The organism is Pedococcus sp., assembly GCF_036554925.1.
GTDB lineage: Bacteria > Actinomycetota > Actinomycetes > Actinomycetales > Dermatophilaceae > Pedococcus_A.
Map to the genome: position 1 here is coordinate 1 of NZ_DATBMI010000126.1, position 14,492 is coordinate 14,492.

At 72.4% G+C, this 14,492-nt stretch carries 15 protein-coding genes; 10 read left to right on the top strand and 5 right to left on the bottom strand.

The window, feature by feature from the left end:
* From VIB11_RS10590 to VIB11_RS10605, 4 genes are all read left to right on the top strand, one after another.
* Positions 1–384, top strand: a 384-nt coding sequence (locus VIB11_RS10590; RefSeq protein ID WP_332031030.1) for a proline dehydrogenase family protein, incomplete at its 5' end; no start/stop codon positions are given.
* A gap of 28 nt (positions 385–412) precedes the next feature.
* A complete protein-coding gene (gene proC / locus VIB11_RS10595; RefSeq protein WP_332031032.1) occupies positions 413–1,219 on the top strand; it encodes a pyrroline-5-carboxylate reductase in 807 nt (268 codons plus the stop codon).
* On the top strand, positions 1,212–1,709 hold the full coding sequence (locus tag VIB11_RS10600; protein ID WP_332031034.1) for a GNAT family N-acetyltransferase: 498 nt from the start codon (positions 1,212–1,214) through the stop codon (positions 1,707–1,709). The genes proC and VIB11_RS10600 overlap by 8 nt, the downstream gene beginning before the upstream one ends.
* Positions 1,710–1,775: 66 nt before the next feature.
* Positions 1,776–2,297, top strand: a complete 522-nt coding sequence (locus VIB11_RS10605) for a GNAT family N-acetyltransferase (RefSeq protein ID WP_332031035.1) — start codon at positions 1,776–1,778, stop codon at positions 2,295–2,297.
* Here VIB11_RS10605 and VIB11_RS10610 read toward each other — a convergent pair.
* Positions 2,294–2,962 carry a TrkA family potassium uptake protein gene (locus VIB11_RS10610; protein WP_332031038.1) on the bottom strand — a complete coding sequence of 223 codons (669 nt, stop codon included), beginning with the start codon at positions 2,960–2,962 and terminating at the stop codon, positions 2,294–2,296. The two genes, VIB11_RS10605 and VIB11_RS10610, sit on opposite strands and share 4 nt — an antisense overlap.
* A 71-nt stretch (positions 2,963–3,033) precedes the next feature.
* Between VIB11_RS10610 and VIB11_RS10615 the strand changes: the two genes are divergently transcribed.
* The gene (locus VIB11_RS10615; RefSeq protein ID WP_332031039.1) at positions 3,034–4,230 is read left to right on the top strand and encodes an acetoin utilization protein AcuC; all 1,197 of its coding nucleotides are present in this window, start codon (positions 3,034–3,036) and stop codon (positions 4,228–4,230) included.
* 222 nt (positions 4,231–4,452) lie between these two features.
* Positions 4,453–4,653, top strand: coding sequence for a helix-turn-helix domain-containing protein (locus VIB11_RS10620; RefSeq protein WP_332031100.1), 201 nt, complete (start codon positions 4,453–4,455; stop codon positions 4,651–4,653).
* Positions 4,654–4,729: 76 nt separating this feature from the next.
* On the opposite strand, the gene VIB11_RS10625 is transcribed toward VIB11_RS10620, so the two are convergent.
* On the bottom strand, positions 4,730–7,960 hold the full coding sequence (locus VIB11_RS10625) for a M36 family metallopeptidase (RefSeq protein ID WP_332031041.1): 3,231 nt from the start codon (positions 7,958–7,960) through the stop codon (positions 4,730–4,732).
* Positions 7,961–8,158: 198 nt separating this feature from the next.
* Between VIB11_RS10625 and VIB11_RS10630 the strand changes: the two genes are divergently transcribed.
* From VIB11_RS10630 to VIB11_RS10640, 3 genes are all read left to right on the top strand, one after another.
* Positions 8,159–8,257 carry a 30S ribosomal protein bS22 gene (locus VIB11_RS10630; protein ID WP_003792170.1) on the top strand — a complete coding sequence of 33 codons (99 nt, stop codon included), beginning with the start codon at positions 8,159–8,161 and terminating at the stop codon, positions 8,255–8,257.
* Between the two features lie 157 nt (positions 8,258–8,414).
* Positions 8,415–9,464, top strand: coding sequence for an SDR family oxidoreductase (locus VIB11_RS10635; RefSeq protein ID WP_332031044.1), 1,050 nt, complete (start codon positions 8,415–8,417; stop codon positions 9,462–9,464).
* The gene (locus VIB11_RS10640; protein ID WP_332031046.1) at positions 9,464–10,915 is read left to right on the top strand and encodes a lysophospholipid acyltransferase family protein; all 1,452 of its coding nucleotides are present in this window, start codon (positions 9,464–9,466) and stop codon (positions 10,913–10,915) included. The genes VIB11_RS10635 and VIB11_RS10640 overlap by 1 nt, the downstream gene beginning before the upstream one ends.
* A gap of 9 nt (positions 10,916–10,924) precedes the next feature.
* Here VIB11_RS10640 and VIB11_RS10645 read toward each other — a convergent pair whose 3' ends face one another.
* From VIB11_RS10645 to VIB11_RS10655, 3 genes are all read right to left on the bottom strand, one after another.
* The gene (locus VIB11_RS10645) at positions 10,925–12,121 is read right to left on the bottom strand and encodes a DUF5667 domain-containing protein (protein ID WP_332031048.1); all 1,197 of its coding nucleotides are present in this window, start codon (positions 12,119–12,121) and stop codon (positions 10,925–10,927) included.
* A 99-nt stretch (positions 12,122–12,220) separates the two neighbouring features.
* The gene (locus VIB11_RS10650) at positions 12,221–12,934 is read right to left on the bottom strand and encodes a sigma-70 family RNA polymerase sigma factor (protein ID WP_332031050.1); all 714 of its coding nucleotides are present in this window, start codon (positions 12,932–12,934) and stop codon (positions 12,221–12,223) included.
* A 264-nt stretch (positions 12,935–13,198) separates the two neighbouring features.
* Positions 13,199–14,041, bottom strand: coding sequence for an HAD-IB family hydrolase (locus tag VIB11_RS10655; RefSeq protein ID WP_332031052.1), 843 nt, complete (start codon positions 14,039–14,041; stop codon positions 13,199–13,201).
* Positions 14,042–14,083: 42 nt separating this feature from the next.
* Between VIB11_RS10655 and VIB11_RS10660 the strand changes: the two genes are divergently transcribed.
* A complete protein-coding gene (locus tag VIB11_RS10660; protein ID WP_332031053.1) occupies positions 14,084–14,347 on the top strand; it encodes a glutaredoxin family protein in 264 nt (87 codons plus the stop codon).
* The last annotated feature ends 145 nt before the right edge of the window (positions 14,348–14,492 follow it).

Below are 14,492 nucleotides of genomic sequence, written 5' to 3' on the forward strand. Positions count from 1 at the left end.
CGGGTGCGCCTGTGCAATGGCGCCTACAAGGAGCCGGAGTCGGTGGCCCACCAGTCCTCGGAGGAGGTGGACACGGCCTACGTGCGGTGCCTGAAGATCCTCATGGCAGGCGACGGCTACCCGATGGTCGCCAGCCACGACCCGCGCCTGCTCGAGATCGCCGGTGCCCTCGCGGCCCACCACGGCCGGGAGCCCGACAGCTACGAGTACCAGATGCTCTACGGCATCCGGCCCGAGGAGCAGAAGCGGATCGCCGACCGCGGGAACCAGATGCGCGTCTACATCCCGTACGGCGAGGAGTGGTACGGCTACCTCATGCGCCGGATGGCCGAGCGCCCCGCGAACACGCTGTTCTTCCTGCGCGGGCTCGCGACCAAGGGCTGACCGCACCGACGACACACTGGAGGCACACATGGGCACGGTCGCGATCTTCGGCGCCGGAGTGATGGGGGAGACCCTGCTCTCGGGCCTGGTCCGCGCCGGTCGCAGCGTCGACGACCTCGTCATCACCGAGCGCCGCCCGGAGCGCGTCGAGGAGCTGAAGGCGAAGTACGGCGTGCGGATCCTGGACAACACGGAGGCGGCCGAGACGGCCGACACGCTCGTCCTCGTCGTCAAGCCCCAGGACATGGCCGGCCTGCTCGAGGAGATCAGCGACCACGTCCGACCGGGGAACCTCGTCGTCAGCCTCGCGGCCGGCATCACCACCGACTTCCTCGAGAGCAGGCTGCCCCCGCAGAGCTCGGTGGTGCGCGTCATGCCGAACACCCCGGCCCTCGTGGACCAGGGCATGGCCGCGCTCAGCCCGGGCAGGCACTGCGACGACGCGCACCTCGAGGAGGCCTCGGAGCTCCTGCGCTCCTGCGGCAAGGTCGTGCAGATCGCCGAGAAGCACCAGGACGCCGTCACCGCCATCTCCGGCTCCGGACCGGCGTACATCTTCTACGTGGTGGAGGCCATGATCGAGGCCGGGGTGGTGCTCGGCCTGCCGCGCGCCACCGCCACCGAGCTCGTGGTCCAGACGCTCTACGGCGCGGCCACCATGATCAAGGAGACCGGCCAGCACCCGACGGTGCTGCGCGAGCAGGTCACCTCGCCCGGTGGCACCACGGCGGCGGCGCTGCGCCAGCTCGACGACCACAAGGTGCGGGCCGCCTTCATCACCGCGATGGAGGCCGCCGCCGAGCGCTCGCACCAGCTGGCGTCCGGCAATGGCTGAGCCTCATCTCTGCCTGCGGCGCGTCGACGAGACCAACTGGCGCACCTACCGCGACGTCCGGCTGGCGTCCCTCCTGGACACCCCGTCGGCCTTCGGCAGCACGTATGCCGCCGAGTCCGCCTTCACCGACCAGCGCTGGCTCGAGCGCGTGCACAGCGGCTCGTCCACGTGGCTGGCGATGTGGGGCGACCTGCCGGTGGGGTCGGCGACGTCGTTCCGGTTCCCCGAGCAGCGGGAGGACGAGACGTGCCTCGTCGGCATGTGGGTGGCCGGGCACGCCCGCGGTCGAGGGGTGGCCGACGCGCTGGTCGGTCAGGTGCTCGACGACGCCCGGTCCAGGGGTCTGGCTCGGGTGACCCTCGACGTGGCCGAGCAGAACGGACGGGCCCGGACGTTCTACGAGCGCATGGGTTTCCAGCCCACCGGCCGGCAGGGAGTGCTGCCCCACGACGCCACCGTCACCGAGCTCGAGATGGCCCGCGCCCTGTGAACTCCCGGTGAACTCCCAGACGGCCTGCCCGCACGGGAGGTGGGGTGTCGTGCGAGAGTTGGTCGCATGAGCGAGATCACCGTGAGGGCGCTGACCGAGGACGAGTGGGAGCAGTACCGCACCGTGCGGCTGGCCGCCCTGGCGGAGTCCCCGGAGGCCTTCGTGGCCACCCTCGAGGAGGAGCAGGCGTACGACGAGGAGTTCTGGCGCCTGCGGATGAAACGCTCCCGTCGCCTCCTGGCCGAGGTCGACGGCACCCCGGTGGGCGTGGCGAGCGTCGGTCAGGTCTCCGAGAACCCTGACGTCGCAGAGCTGTTCGGTCTCTGGGTGGCGCCTGCGGCTCGGGGGACCGGCGTCGCGACGCAGCTCGTGCAGGCCGGTGCGGACACCGCCCGACGCGAGGGCAGGTCGCACCTCGCGTACTGGGTCGGGTCCGACAACGGCCGCGCCGTCGCGTTCGCGAGCGGCTGCGGGTTCCGTCCCACGGACAGCCGCCGCCCGATGCGTGTCGTCTCCGACGACGACGGCGACGAGGAGGTCGCGATGGTCCTCGCGCTCGGGCAGGACCGAGGCGTGCCGACGCTCTAGGGGCGGGAGGCGAGCCGCTCGATGAGCTCGGTCGGGCCGCTGACGATGAGGGTGTCGTGGGCGGTCACCTTGGTGTCCGCCTGGGCGTAGGTGAAGTCCTCCCCCGGCGACTTCACGCCGACGATGGTCACGCCGTACTTGCTGCGGACCCCGCTCTGCCCGAGCGTGAAGCCGATGGTCTCCTGTGGCGGGCGCATCTTGACGATCGCGAAGCCGTCGTCGAACTCGATGTAGTCCATCAGCTTGCCGTTGACGAGATGTGCCACCCGGCGACCGGTGTCCGCCTCGGGGAAGATGACGTGGTGCACGCCGATCCGCGACAGGATGCGGCCGTGCTCCGGGCTGAGGGCCTTCGCCCAGATGGAGGGGACGCCGGCGTCGACGAGGTTGGCTGCGGCCAGCACCGACGCCTCGACCGAGGAGCCGATGCCGACGACCGCCAGCTTGAAGTCCTTGGCCTTGATCTGCGCGATGGCGGCCGGCTGGCTGGCATCACCCTGTACGACCTTGCCCAGCTTGCCGAGGAAGGTCTCCGCCCTCTGGCCGTCCTGCTCGATGGCGATCACGTTGTGGCCGAGACGTTGCAGCTCGAGGGCAGCGGCAGCGCCGAAGCGCCCGAGCCCCACGACGATCACGTCCTCCTCGAAGAGGCGGTTCTTGGCCAACGGGTCCTCCAGCGGTCGTGAGCTCCATCCGTTCTGTCCATGGACAGTACCCGCCCGGTAGCGTGCGGAGCATGCCCACTCAGGCGCGCGTGATCTGGGACCCCGGATTCACGGCATACGACTTCGGTCCCGGCCACCCCATGGCCCCCGTGCGCCTGGACCTCACCGCCCGGCTGTGCGACGCGTTCGGGCTCTTCGACCACGCCGACGTCGACGTCGTGAGCCCCGAGGTGCCGGGCGACGACCTCCTCGAGACCGTCCACCTGCCGGAGTACATCGCTGCCGTCAAGGCGGCCTCGGCCGATCCCGCGGCCGCCGACGGCCACCTCGGCATCGGCACCGAGGACGACCCGGCCTTCGTCGGCATGCACGAGGCCGGCGCCAGGATCGCCGAGGGCACCCGCCGCCTGTGTGAGGACGTCTGGGCCGGCGAGGTCAGCCACGGCGTCAACTTCTGCGGCGGCCTGCACCACGCCATGGCCGGCAACGCGTCGGGGTTCTGCATCTACAACGACATCGCCGTCGGCATCCGGTGGTTGCTCGACCACGGCGCCCAGCGCGTCGCGTACGTCGACGTGGACGTCCACCACGGGGACGGCGTGGAGCGGATCTTCTGGGACGACCCGCGGGTGCTCACCGTGTCGCTGCACGAGTCGGGTCGGGCGCTCTTCCCCGGCACGGGCTGGCCCGGCGACATCGGCGGCCCTGCGGCGCTCGGCTCTGCGGTCAACGTCGCGCTGCCGCCCGGCACGGGCGACTCGGCCTGGCTGAGGGCGCTGCACGCGACCGCGATGCCGGTGGTGCGCGCGTTCAAACCCGAGATCCTCGTGACCCAGCACGGGTGCGACACCCACGCCCAGGACCCGCTCGCGCACATGGCGCTGTCCATCGACGCGCAGCGCACCGCCGCGGAGGCCCTGCACCGGCTGGCCCACGACGTCGCCGAGGGCAGGTGGGTGGCCCTGGGCGGCGGCGGCTACGAGCTCGTCGACGTCGTCCCGCGGGCCTGGACCCACCTCACGGCCATCGCCGAGCACCGGCCCATCGACCTGGCCGCCGCGGTGCCCGAGGGCTGGTTGGAGCACGTCCGGATGCAGCTCGCCCGGCAGGGCCCGCACCGCATGGGCGACCTCGATCCCGCCGAGGGGCCGATCTGGCACCAGCCCTGGGACATGGGCTACAACCCGCACAGCGAGGTCGACCGCGCGATCATGGCCACCCGGCAGGCGGTGTTCGAGCACCACGGGCTCGACCTCTGGTTCGACTAGGCTCCCGGCCGCGGGCGTGAATGCCCGAATAGCAGTGATTTCTGCGGGTACCGGGCGTGAACTCACAAGGTCCTCGCGGCGTGTCGGGTGGACGGGGCAGACTTTCTTCCCCATCCGCTTCCCCACGGGTCACATGAGCCCCTATCGTTGCGACTTGCACGAGCGTAGAGGTCCGCCGGAGGGGAAGCCGGCGATGCGCGCGTGCAGGAGATCGAGGTAGCTATGTCCAACGAGCGCCAGCTCGCCGAGGTGCGGTTCCTGACCGTCGCCGAGGTCGCCTCGATCATGCGCGTGTCGAAGATGACCGTGTACCGCATGGTGCACGCGGGCGAGCTTCCCGCGATCCGCGTGGGACGCTCCTTCCGCGTCCCCGAGGACGCCGTGCACAAGTACCTGCGCTCGTCGTACGTCGACACCGCGTGATTGCGTAGACCTGAGAAACACGAGTGAGGGGCGGGCCCGTTTCCGGCCCGCCCCTCACCGTCTCACCGCCTCGACGTCAGCGGTTGTCGACCGCCCGGATGCTCACCCCCACGTCGGCCCCTGTGTAGAGGTGGCTGAGCAGGTAGACCGAGCCGGGCGGGATGACCGCCGACTCGTCCGCGGCCGAGCTGGCGGCGGAGCCGGTGAGCCGGCAGGCGCTGTCGAGGAAGTACAGGTCGAGGTCGTGACCGACCGCCTCGTCACTGGTGCCCTTGGCCGACACCGAGTGCAGGCCGTCGGAGAACCCGGCCGGCAGCTTGGACACCCAGGCGTCGGCCCCCTGGGTCCCCGGCGGGAAGGTGCACGCGGTGGTCATCTCGGTCCCGGTCACGCCGAAGACGTTCTGCAGCCCCGTCGGGTCGCCCGCGGCGGGGTTGCCCGCCGTGACGGTGCCCGAGTCGGTGAAGTCGGGGTCGGGGGTCACCGAGCCGTTGCCCACCTTCGCCCCGGAGCCGAACACCTGGATGTCGGCGACCTGGGCGTAGGTGGTCGTGTCGCCCTGCACCGTGTCGACGAAGAAGCGCACGTAGGCGGCCTTCACCGGCTTCTCGAGCTCGAAGGTGCGGTAGTTCAGGTCCCCCGCCGTCGGCCGCGGCGCCTCGTAGCCGAAGCCGCCCTTGCGCACCGTCGTCCACGTCCCCCCGTCGGTGGAGGTCTGCACCGTGAAGTCCTTCAGCGCCGCGAACCGCGAGGCGTTGGTGGCCTTGAACGCGCTGACCCGCAGCGACGACACCGTGGCTGGTGCCGCGAGCTTGACCGTCACCCGCTGGTCGGGGCCGGAGTTGTATGCCGTGCTGCCGGCCTTCGTCGACCACACCGAGGCGGCGGTGTCGTCGAAGGCGAACTTGGCGGGCGAGCCGTCGTCCTGGCTGGAGGCCGACACGATGCTGGCGCCTGCCGCCGTGGAGGCGAGGTTGGGCGCGAGTGAGACCGTCCGGGCTGCGTTCTTCCCCGCCGCGACGCCGAAGCCCTCGATGGTCTGGGTGCCGAACCCGGGCGCCTGGATGGTCAGCGGGTAGGTGCCTGCCACGGCCTTGACCGAGAACCCGCCGGTGGAGCCGGTGCGTCCCAGGGGGCTGACCCGGGCCTCGAAGCGGCCGAGGATGACCTTGGCGTTCGGGATCCTCTGGCCGGTGCTGGCGTTGACCAGCGTCAGCGCGACGGTGCCGTTGCGGGACGCCGCAGGGTGGTCGAACGCCGGGGTGGGGTCGGTGTCGTCACCAGTGGCGGAGACCGCGGACGCGCCGGCGCCACGCTTGGCGAACACCGACCACATCAGGTCGGTGTTGTCGCCGTGGTGGCGGTCGAGGTCGGCGGTCAGCATGGCGTCGCGGGCGTCGAGGAAGGACGGGTCCGGGGCCATGAGCGGCATGGCGTCGGTGACGAGCCGGGCCGCGACCTCGGCACCCTTGGCCAGGCCGTGGCGCGCGACGAGCGCCTTGTGCAGGTCCCACAGCGTGGCCGTCCAGATCTCGCCGTCGGCGTGCACCTCCGGGCCGGTCAGGTCGTAGCCCATGTCGCCGAAGGTGTTGGGGTTCTTGTTGAAGTCGTAGTTGCGGATGCCGCGGTTCTCGTTGCCCGTGGCGTAGGCGCCGACGACGGCCCGGGTGGGCTCCAGGCCGGTCTTGTGGGCGTGGTTCAGCGCGTACCAGTCGCCCCAGCCCTCGCCCATCGAACCGGCCTGGTGCGAGCCGAGGGCGCTGCCGCCTGCGACGTAGCGGTTCGACAGGCCGTGGCTGTACTCGTGCTGGATCACGCTCATGTCGAACGAGCCGTCGCGGTGCGGGCCCTCGAACGCGTCGTCGATCGGCTCCCACAGGAACATGCCGCTCCACGGCGGGATGCCGTCGTCGAGGGTGAGCATGTAGGCGTTGTCGCGCCCGGTGTACGTGGGTGCCCCTCCCGAGGCGGCGCCTGCCTGGACCAGGCCCTTGATCGGGTCGCCGCCGAGCCCGCCCTTGCCGCCGTTGTCGACCTGGAAGTTGCCAGCCGTCTCGGTGAAGCCGAGCGCGTAGTAGTCGTCGTGGATCCGGTTGTGCTGGAAGAAGAGGTTGGTCGCCGCCGGCTCGAGGTCCTCGGCGTACGAGGGCGGCACCGTGGCGCCCTCCTTCTGCTGCCAGGCGTCCTTGAAGGCGTACGAGAAGCTGCCCTGCGGCGAGACCGGCCGGGGGGCGCTGTCGACCGGGCCGATGAAGTTCGACCAGTTGGCGTGGGTGTCGGCGTTGTTGCCCAGCGTCGTCACCCCCGTGCCCGTCGCGCCGGTGAGGTCGACCCAGCCCTTCGGCGACTGTGCGTTGGGGCCGAAGTACTGCTGGCGGGGCGTCCCGCCCCGGGCTGCCCCCGGGTAGTTGTCGTAGACGGTGCCCTGCGGGTCCTTCTCGTGCTGCACCACCGAGGTGCGGAAGAGGACGCGCCCGGTGGTGCCGTCGACGATGACCTCCCAGGCCTCCCGGGGGCTCTTGATGAAATACACCTTGTATGCCGCGACGGACCCGGTGCGGGTCCCGAACGTCACCTTCTTCGCGTAGGAGGGTCCGCCGAACGGGCCCCTCGCGAAGGTCGCGTAGCCGGCCTGACTCCCGTCCGCCCTCGGGGTGAAGGTGACCCCCGGCGCGAGGGCCCCCGCCACCGTGAGCAGGGCGCCGGCCTCGCCGAGCACCCACCCACCGGTGAGGGCCTCGCCGGGCGTGGGGTCACCGGCATACGCGAGGACCCTGCCGTCCTCGGTGACGGCGACGTTGAGGCGTCCGCCTCGCGCTGCCGCCACCCCGCCCGCGGTCTGGACGAAGCTGACCACGTGGGTGCCGGTGCCCGGCAGGGTGTGGTCGCGCGCCACGGCCAGGGCGTCGACCTGCCCGGCGGTCAGTCCGAAGGCCGCAGCGCCGTCCCGCACCCAGGCCCGGGCGATGTCGACCGCCTCGCCGCTCCGGGGCGGCGTGAGGTGGCCGGGGCCGCGCAGCGAGCGCAGCGTCCCGAACCGCTCGTCCCACGTCGCCCGCGCGCCCTGGCCGGAGGCGGCGAGGACCCGCGAGGCGGCTGCGCGGGCCGCGGTGGCGGGGGCCACCGCCTTCGTCACGGCCCGGGTGTCGAGGGTCCGGGCCGGCTCCGGCACGGCATCGCCGAGGTCGGGCAGGGTGGGCACGGCCGGGGTTGGGGTGGTGGTGGCCATCGCGACCGGGGTGCCCACCAGTGCTCCGGAGAGCAGGCACACCCCCATCGCCAGTGAGTACCTGCGCGTGCGAGTCACCGCTGCTCCTCCGTGGTGCGGGCGCCATCGTCCCGATGCACGGAAAACGAGAGGGGGGCGGCGGGGTTACAGAACGAGCACCCTCCCCGGTTTGGGCCACCGAGCCCCGGCCCGGTAGAGTGGCCCGCACTGTTCGGCGTGGTGCGTAGCTCGTTGCCCCGTCCGGCAACACGACACCACACACACGCGAGGACGACTATGGGCTCTGTCATCAAGAAGCGCCGCAAGCGCATGGCGAAGAAGAAGCACCGCAAGCTCCTTCGCAAGACGCGCCACCAGCGTCGCAACAAGAAGTAAGGACCTCACAGTCCGCGGCAAGGCCTTCATCCTCCGGATGGGGGCCTTGCGTCGTGTGAGCCCCACAACCCCGCGGCTGTGGTGGGCGCCCGCCGTGGGTAGGCTTCCAGCGAGGGCCGGCGGGTGTCGCCGGACCGTCGACCGGGAGAGGTGAGCGGTGGCCGATGTCGTGCTGGTGACCGGCGTCTCCCGCTACCTCGGGGGGCACTTCGCCCGGCGTCTCACCGCTGACGGCTCGGTCTCACGGGTGATCGGTGTCGATGTCATCCCCCCGCCTCACGACATCGGGCGGGCCGAGTTCGTGCGCGCCGACATCCGCAACCCGATGATCGGCAAGATCATCGCGCAGGCCGAGGTCGACACGGTCGTGCACATGAACGTCATCGCGACGCCGACCCACGCCGGTGGACGGACCTCCCAGAAGGAGATCAACGTCATCGGCACCATGCAGCTGCTCGCGGCGTGCCAGAAGGCCCCGAGCGTGCGGCGACTCGTCGTGAAGTCCTCCGGGGCGGTGTACGGCTCGAGCCCGCGCGACCCTGCGATGTTCACCGAGGACATGGGGCCCAAGTCGCTGCCCCGCGCCGGGTTCGGCAAGGACTCCGTCGAGGTCGAGGGCTACGTCCGGGGCTTCTCGCGGCGGCGCCCCGACACCGAGATCACGATGCTGCGCTTCGCCAACATCATCGGACCGGGCATCCGCACCACCCTGACCGACTACTTCAGCCTGCCCGTCGTGCCCGTGCCCTTCGGCTACGACGCGCGTCTGCAGTTCGTCCACGAGACCGACGCCATCGGCGCCCTGCTCCGCGCCACCACCGGGCCGGCCGTCGGCATCACGAACATCGCAGGTGACGGGGTCATCACCGTGGCCCAGGCCGCCGGCATCGCGGGACGCCCGATCATGCCGGTGCCCATGGCCGCCGCCGGCCTGCTCGGCAGCGTGGTCAAGCGCGCCGGGCTCACGGACTTCTCCGGTGACCAGCTCCAGTTCCTGGCCTTCGGCCGAGGGCTGGACACCGCGCGCATGCGCTCGGTGCTGGGGTTCGAGCCGGAGTACACGACACGCTCGGCATTCGAGGACTACGCGCGCGGCATCGGCTCGGCGCTGCCCGGGACCGCCGCCCTCGGCTCGGCCGTCTCTGGTGTGGCCGGGTCGGCGGCGCACGCGATCGGCCATGTCTGGGCCTCGGGGAGGAACGACTGATGGCGTCATCGACACCACGACGGCGCTCGGTCGCCGGGTCGCAGGGCGGCCAGAAGCCGAAGGCCGCCACGAAGCGCACCAGCAGGGCGGGTGCCTCCGGCGCGCTCGCGGCGGGCGCGGCCAGGGCGTCGGGGGAGCGGGCCCGTCGGCGCAGCACGCCACTGATCCAGCAGGACGGGGCGTCCTCGACCGCGCCCACCGCTCCAGCGGCTCCCGGCGCGCCCAGCGGGCAGGCGCCGGCGCCCGGCGTGGCCCCCGCGGCCAGGAAGGCAGCCCCTGAGCAGGCGGCGCCGGCGCGTCCGCGCAAGCTCCACCGACCCCAGCCAGTGGCCAAGGCGGTGCCGTCCAAGAAGGCGGTGGCCACCTCCGGCGCCCGGACCACACGGCCGCCCCGACGGAGCGCCGCGGCGTCGGCAGGCGAGCGGCTTGACCACCCACCCACGCAGGCGAGGCCGCTCAAGGCGGTCCGGGGCGACGGCGACGTGCTCCGCCTCCCGGTGCCGGCCCCGGCGCCGACGACCCACGTGCCGCTCGCCCCGGGTGTCGAGGAGCTGCTGAGGGCGGGGGTCGCCGCGCTGCGGATGGCCGCCGAGTCCTCCGGGCTCTCGCCCGAGGAGGTCGAGCGGCAGGTTGCCGAGACCCTGTCGTTCCTTCGTCGACGGCTCACGGGCGACTACGTCGTCGACGAGTTCGGCTTCGACGAGGACTTCACCGAGCACGCCTACCTCCCGCTCCTGCGGCCGCTCTACCGCAAGTGGTTCCGGGTCGAGGTGCGCGGCATCGACAACATCCCGTCGGAGGGCGGCGCGCTCGTCGTGGCCAACCACTCGGGCACGATCGCGATGGACTCCCTGATGACCCAGGTGGCGGTGCACGACGAGCACCCCGCCCACCGGCACCTGCGGATGCTCGGCGCGGACCTCGTCTTCCAGACGCCGGTGATCGGGCAGATGGCGCGGCGCTCGGGCTCGACCCTGGCGGCGAACCCCGACGCGGAGCGGCTGCTGTCGAAGGGCGAGCTGGCCGGCGTGTGGCCCGAGGGTTTCAAGGGTGTGGGCAAGCCCTTCAGCGAGCGGTACAAGCTGCAGCGGTTCGGCCGTGGCGGCTTCGTCTCGGCTGCGCTGCGCACCGGCGTCCCGATCGTCCCGTGCTCGATCGTCGGGGCGGAGGAGATCTACCCGATCATCGGCAACATGCGGACCGTCGCCCGCCTCGTGGGTGCTCCGTACGCACCGATCACGCCGACCTGGCCGCTGCTGGGGCCGCTCGGGCTGGTGCCGCTGCCGAGCAAGTGGATCATCGAGTTCGGCTCGCCCGTCGAGACGGCGCACCTCGGAGAGGGCGCCGCCGACGACCCGATGCTCGTCTTCGACCTGACCGACCAGGTGCGCGAGACGATCCAGCAGACGCTGTACTCGCTGCTGATGCAGCGCCGGTCCGTCTTCTTCTAGGACCTGCTCCTACGGAAGCGTCGGCAGGGTCACGGTCACGCCCACGCCGGGCAGCGTCAGCGTGCCGACCCCACCTCCGGGGAGGGTGGCGCCCGCCCCACCGGTGCTCAGGGTCACCGACGGCAGGGTCGCGGTCACGGTCGGGAGGCCGGGGACCCCGGGCCCGGTCACGGTGGGGCCGTTGAGGGTGGCACCGCCGGTGCCGAGGGTCGCGCCGCCCCCGCCGCCGCCGAGCGTGGCGCCCCCGGGACCGGCAGTGGCCCCGGGGAGCCCGCCACCACCCGGCGGCACCGTCACCGCGGTGCTCGGCACGCTCACGCCGGGCTGGGTCGTGCTCGCCGTGGAGGAGCCACCCGTCGGCACCCCGGTGGTCGCCAGGCTGGGCAGCGTGGACGGCCCGGCACCGGATGGGACCGCGGGCAGGCACGACGGCGAGCACGCGGCGAGGCGCCGCAGCGAGGTGTTCTCGGCCGCCGTCAGCAGGGCCTGCAGCTCCCGCAGCTCGGGAAGGGCCGCCGCCGGGACCTCACCGCGCAGCGCCTCGACCTGGGGGATGGCCCTCGCGCTGAAGTCGCGGACCGCGATGAGCGCCTGCGGGTTGCCCGTGGCGTCGAAGGCGGTGTTGAGGTCGCGCTGTCCCGCGCGCACCGAGGACGTCGCGGCCTCGATCGCAGCCTCGTAGTCGGAGACGTCCGTGCTCCCGGCCCCGGCGAGGTTCCGGGTGTCGGAGATGTGCTCCTGCGCCTGGGACAGGTGGGTGAGGCCACGCTCGTAGTCCGAGCCTGCCATCTGCACGGCGACGGCATCGAGCCAGCCCTTGACCGGGTAGAGCGCCGAACCGGGGATCGCGCTGCGTGAGGCCACGCCGACGACGGCGCCCACGGCGAGCACCGAGGCGGCCGCGCCGGCGATGACCCGGGGGAGACCGCGGCCGAAGACGACCACCACCGGGCCGGTGCGGGCCGCGGCCCGGCGGGAGGCGGCGGTGTGCGCGGCAGCCGGTGAGGGGGTCGGCATGGCCTCGGCCTCGGCGACGAGCCGGTCCCGCAGGGCCGCCACGAACTCCTCGCGCGGCGCGAGGCCGGGGGTGGAGACGGACGCCAGGGACCTCGCGGTCTCCAGGAGGCCCTCGAGGCCTGCGCCGGCCTCCCGGTCCCCGTCGAGAGCGCGCTGGAACCGCTCTGCCGCGCGATGGCTCAGAGCCATGCCGTCACCTCCTCCCCCAGCCCTACGGGCGTTGTACGTCCTGAGAACGACGGCCCGGTGCGGAAGTTACGCGCCGCCGCGTCGCGAAATCCGGACGCCTCAGATGTCCACATCGGCCAGCTCCCGGTGCAGGGCCCGGACGGCCCTCAGCTGCAGCTGCTTGACCGCTCCCTCGGTCTTGCCGAGCACCTTGGCGGTCTCGGCGAGGGTCAGCCCCTGGAGGAACCGCAGCACCACGCACTCGGCCTGCTCGGGCTTGAGGTTGCGGACTGCCTCGAGCAGCCGGGTGTCGCGCAGGCGCTGGAGGACCTCCTGCTCGGGCGGGTCGACGTGCGTGTCGGCGTCGAGCATGTCCGCGGTCGTCACCTCGAGGCGGAAGCGCGCCGACTTCGCGTTGTCGGTGATGAGGTTGCGGGCGATGGTGATGAACCACGCGGCGATGTCCCGGCCCTGCCAGGAGAAGGAGTCCATCCGCCGCAGGGCGCGCAGGAAGGTCTCGGACGTGAGGTCCTCGGCGAGCTGGGTGCTGCCCACGCGCACGTAGATGTATCGGTAGACGACGTCGACGTAGCGCTCGTAGAGGAGGCCGAAGGCCTCGGAGTCTCCGCGCTGGGCGAGCTCGACGAGGGCCGAGACCCGTTCGAAGTCCTTCGGCTCGGTGCCGGGGGCGAACCCGCCGGCGGCCGCCGTGCCGCCGCCGCGCCCACCGCCGCCACCCGCGGCCACGCTGAGCAGCAGGCGCAGCGAGCCCAGCATGTCCCGGGTGGCCGCCGCGAGGCCGTGGTCCCCCGACGGCCCGTGACCTGGCGGCACCACCGTCGTTGGTGCAGTCGAGGCCAGCGCGGGCAGGGGAGGGCCCCACGGCGCGCTCGGGCACGCGGCATCACGGCTTCGTGGCATGCGGCTGGGACCTCCTGGCCGTCAGTGTCCCTGAAATCGGGACGAATGTCAGGAGACGAGGCCCACATTGACCCCCGGCCGGCAGCGCGGTAGCCACCAGGCCTCGGGCACGGCGCCGCAGCGGGAGCGACGACGCCTCAGCGGGAGCGGCGGCGGCTCACCGAAAGCGGCGGCGGCTCAGCGGGAGCGGCGGCGGCTCGCGGCAGCCGCCAGCGCGCCGGCGAGGGCCGTCGCCCCCGCCGCCTGGACCCCGAGCTTGGCCGCGCGTCGGCCATTGCGGAAGTCGCGCACCTTCCACCCGTGCGACCGTGCGTGGGTGCGCAGTGCGCCGTCCGGGTTCACGGCGCACGGGCTCCCGACCAGGGAGAGCATCGGGATGTCGTTGGCCGAGTCGGAGTAGGCCGCGCACCGCGCCAGGTCGTAGCCCCGCTCGGCCGCGAGGGCGTTGACAGCCACGGCCTTCGCCTCGCCATGGAGGGGCTCGCCCACGAGGCGGCCCGTGTAGACACCGTCGACGCTCTCGGCCACGGTGCCGAGGGCGCCGGTCAGGCCGAGGCGGTCGGCGAAGACCGTGGCGACCTCGACCGGCGAGGCCGTCACCAGCCACACGTCGTCGCCGGCGTCGAGGTGGGCCTGGGCCAGGGCTCGGGTCCCCGGCCAGATCTTCTCGGCCATCACCTCGTCGTACACCTCCTCGCCGATCCGGCTGATCTCGTCGACGGTGTGACCGGCGACGAACCCGAGCGCCTGCTCGCGGATCTGCGAGACGTGGGTGAGGTTCTCCCCGAGGACGGTGTAGTACACCTGCTTCCACATCATCGCCGCGATGTCGCGACCGGTGAAGAACTCCCGGCGGTACAGGCCCCGCGCGAGGTGGAAGACGCTGGCCCCCCGCAACACCGTGTTGTCGAGGTCGAAAAAGGCCGCGGAGCGGGTCCGCGCCGGTTCGGAGGCCGGCGGCTCGGACGGCACGGTCCTCGCGCCGGCGACCACCGTGCCGTCCGGCCCGTACTCGATCATGGGCCCCACCCTAGAGCCAGGCCCGCGGCATACAGTGGCCGCGTGGCACACGACGAACCAGCCGCCGGCCCCGCGCGCATCACCCTCATCGGCAAGCCGGGCTGCCACCTGTGCGACGACGCCCGGGCCGTGATCGCCTCCGTCGCGGCGGAGCTCGGCGTCGGCTGGGAGGAGCGCTCGATCGCCGACGACCCAGCCCTGGCCGAGGAGTACTGGGAGCAGATCCCGGTGACGCTCGTCGACGGCCGACAGCACGACTACTGGCGCGTCGACCCCGCCCGGCTCCGGCAAGCCCTGGGCGCCTGACATCCGCGCTCCGGCGCGCTCGACGGTGACGTGGCTCACGCACGGCGGCGGGGTCGCTTGTGACTTTGTGCATCGGTTCACAAACGCGTAACCTGACGGTGCTCCCGTCCGCCCCAGCCAGGTGCGGACCCCGCCGCACGAGAGG

Bases quoted from the DNA above. Each gene is read 5' to 3' on its own strand.
- VIB11_RS10655 (WP_332031052.1), bottom strand. From the start codon at position 14,041: ATGATCGAGTACGGGCCGGACGGCACGGTGGTCGCCGGCGCGAGGACC.
- VIB11_RS10605 (WP_332031035.1), top strand. From the start codon at position 1,776: ATGAGCGAGATCACCGTGAGGGCGCTGACCGAGGACGAGTGGGAGCAG.
- VIB11_RS10620 (WP_332031100.1), top strand. From the start codon at position 4,453: ATGTCCAACGAGCGCCAGCTCGCCGAGGTGCGGTTCCTGACCGTCGCC.
- VIB11_RS10630 (WP_003792170.1), top strand. From the start codon at position 8,159: ATGGGCTCTGTCATCAAGAAGCGCCGCAAGCGCATGGCGAAGAAGAAG.
- VIB11_RS10615 (WP_332031039.1), top strand. From the start codon at position 3,034: ATGCCCACTCAGGCGCGCGTGATCTGGGACCCCGGATTCACGGCATAC.
- VIB11_RS10640 (WP_332031046.1), top strand. From the start codon at position 9,464: ATGGCGTCATCGACACCACGACGGCGCTCGGTCGCCGGGTCGCAGGGC.
- proC (WP_332031032.1), top strand. From the start codon at position 413: ATGGGCACGGTCGCGATCTTCGGCGCCGGAGTGATGGGGGAGACCCTG.
- VIB11_RS10645 (WP_332031048.1), bottom strand. From the start codon at position 12,121: ATGGCTCTGAGCCATCGCGCGGCAGAGCGGTTCCAGCGCGCTCTCGAC.
- VIB11_RS10600 (WP_332031034.1), top strand. From the start codon at position 1,212: ATGGCTGAGCCTCATCTCTGCCTGCGGCGCGTCGACGAGACCAACTGG.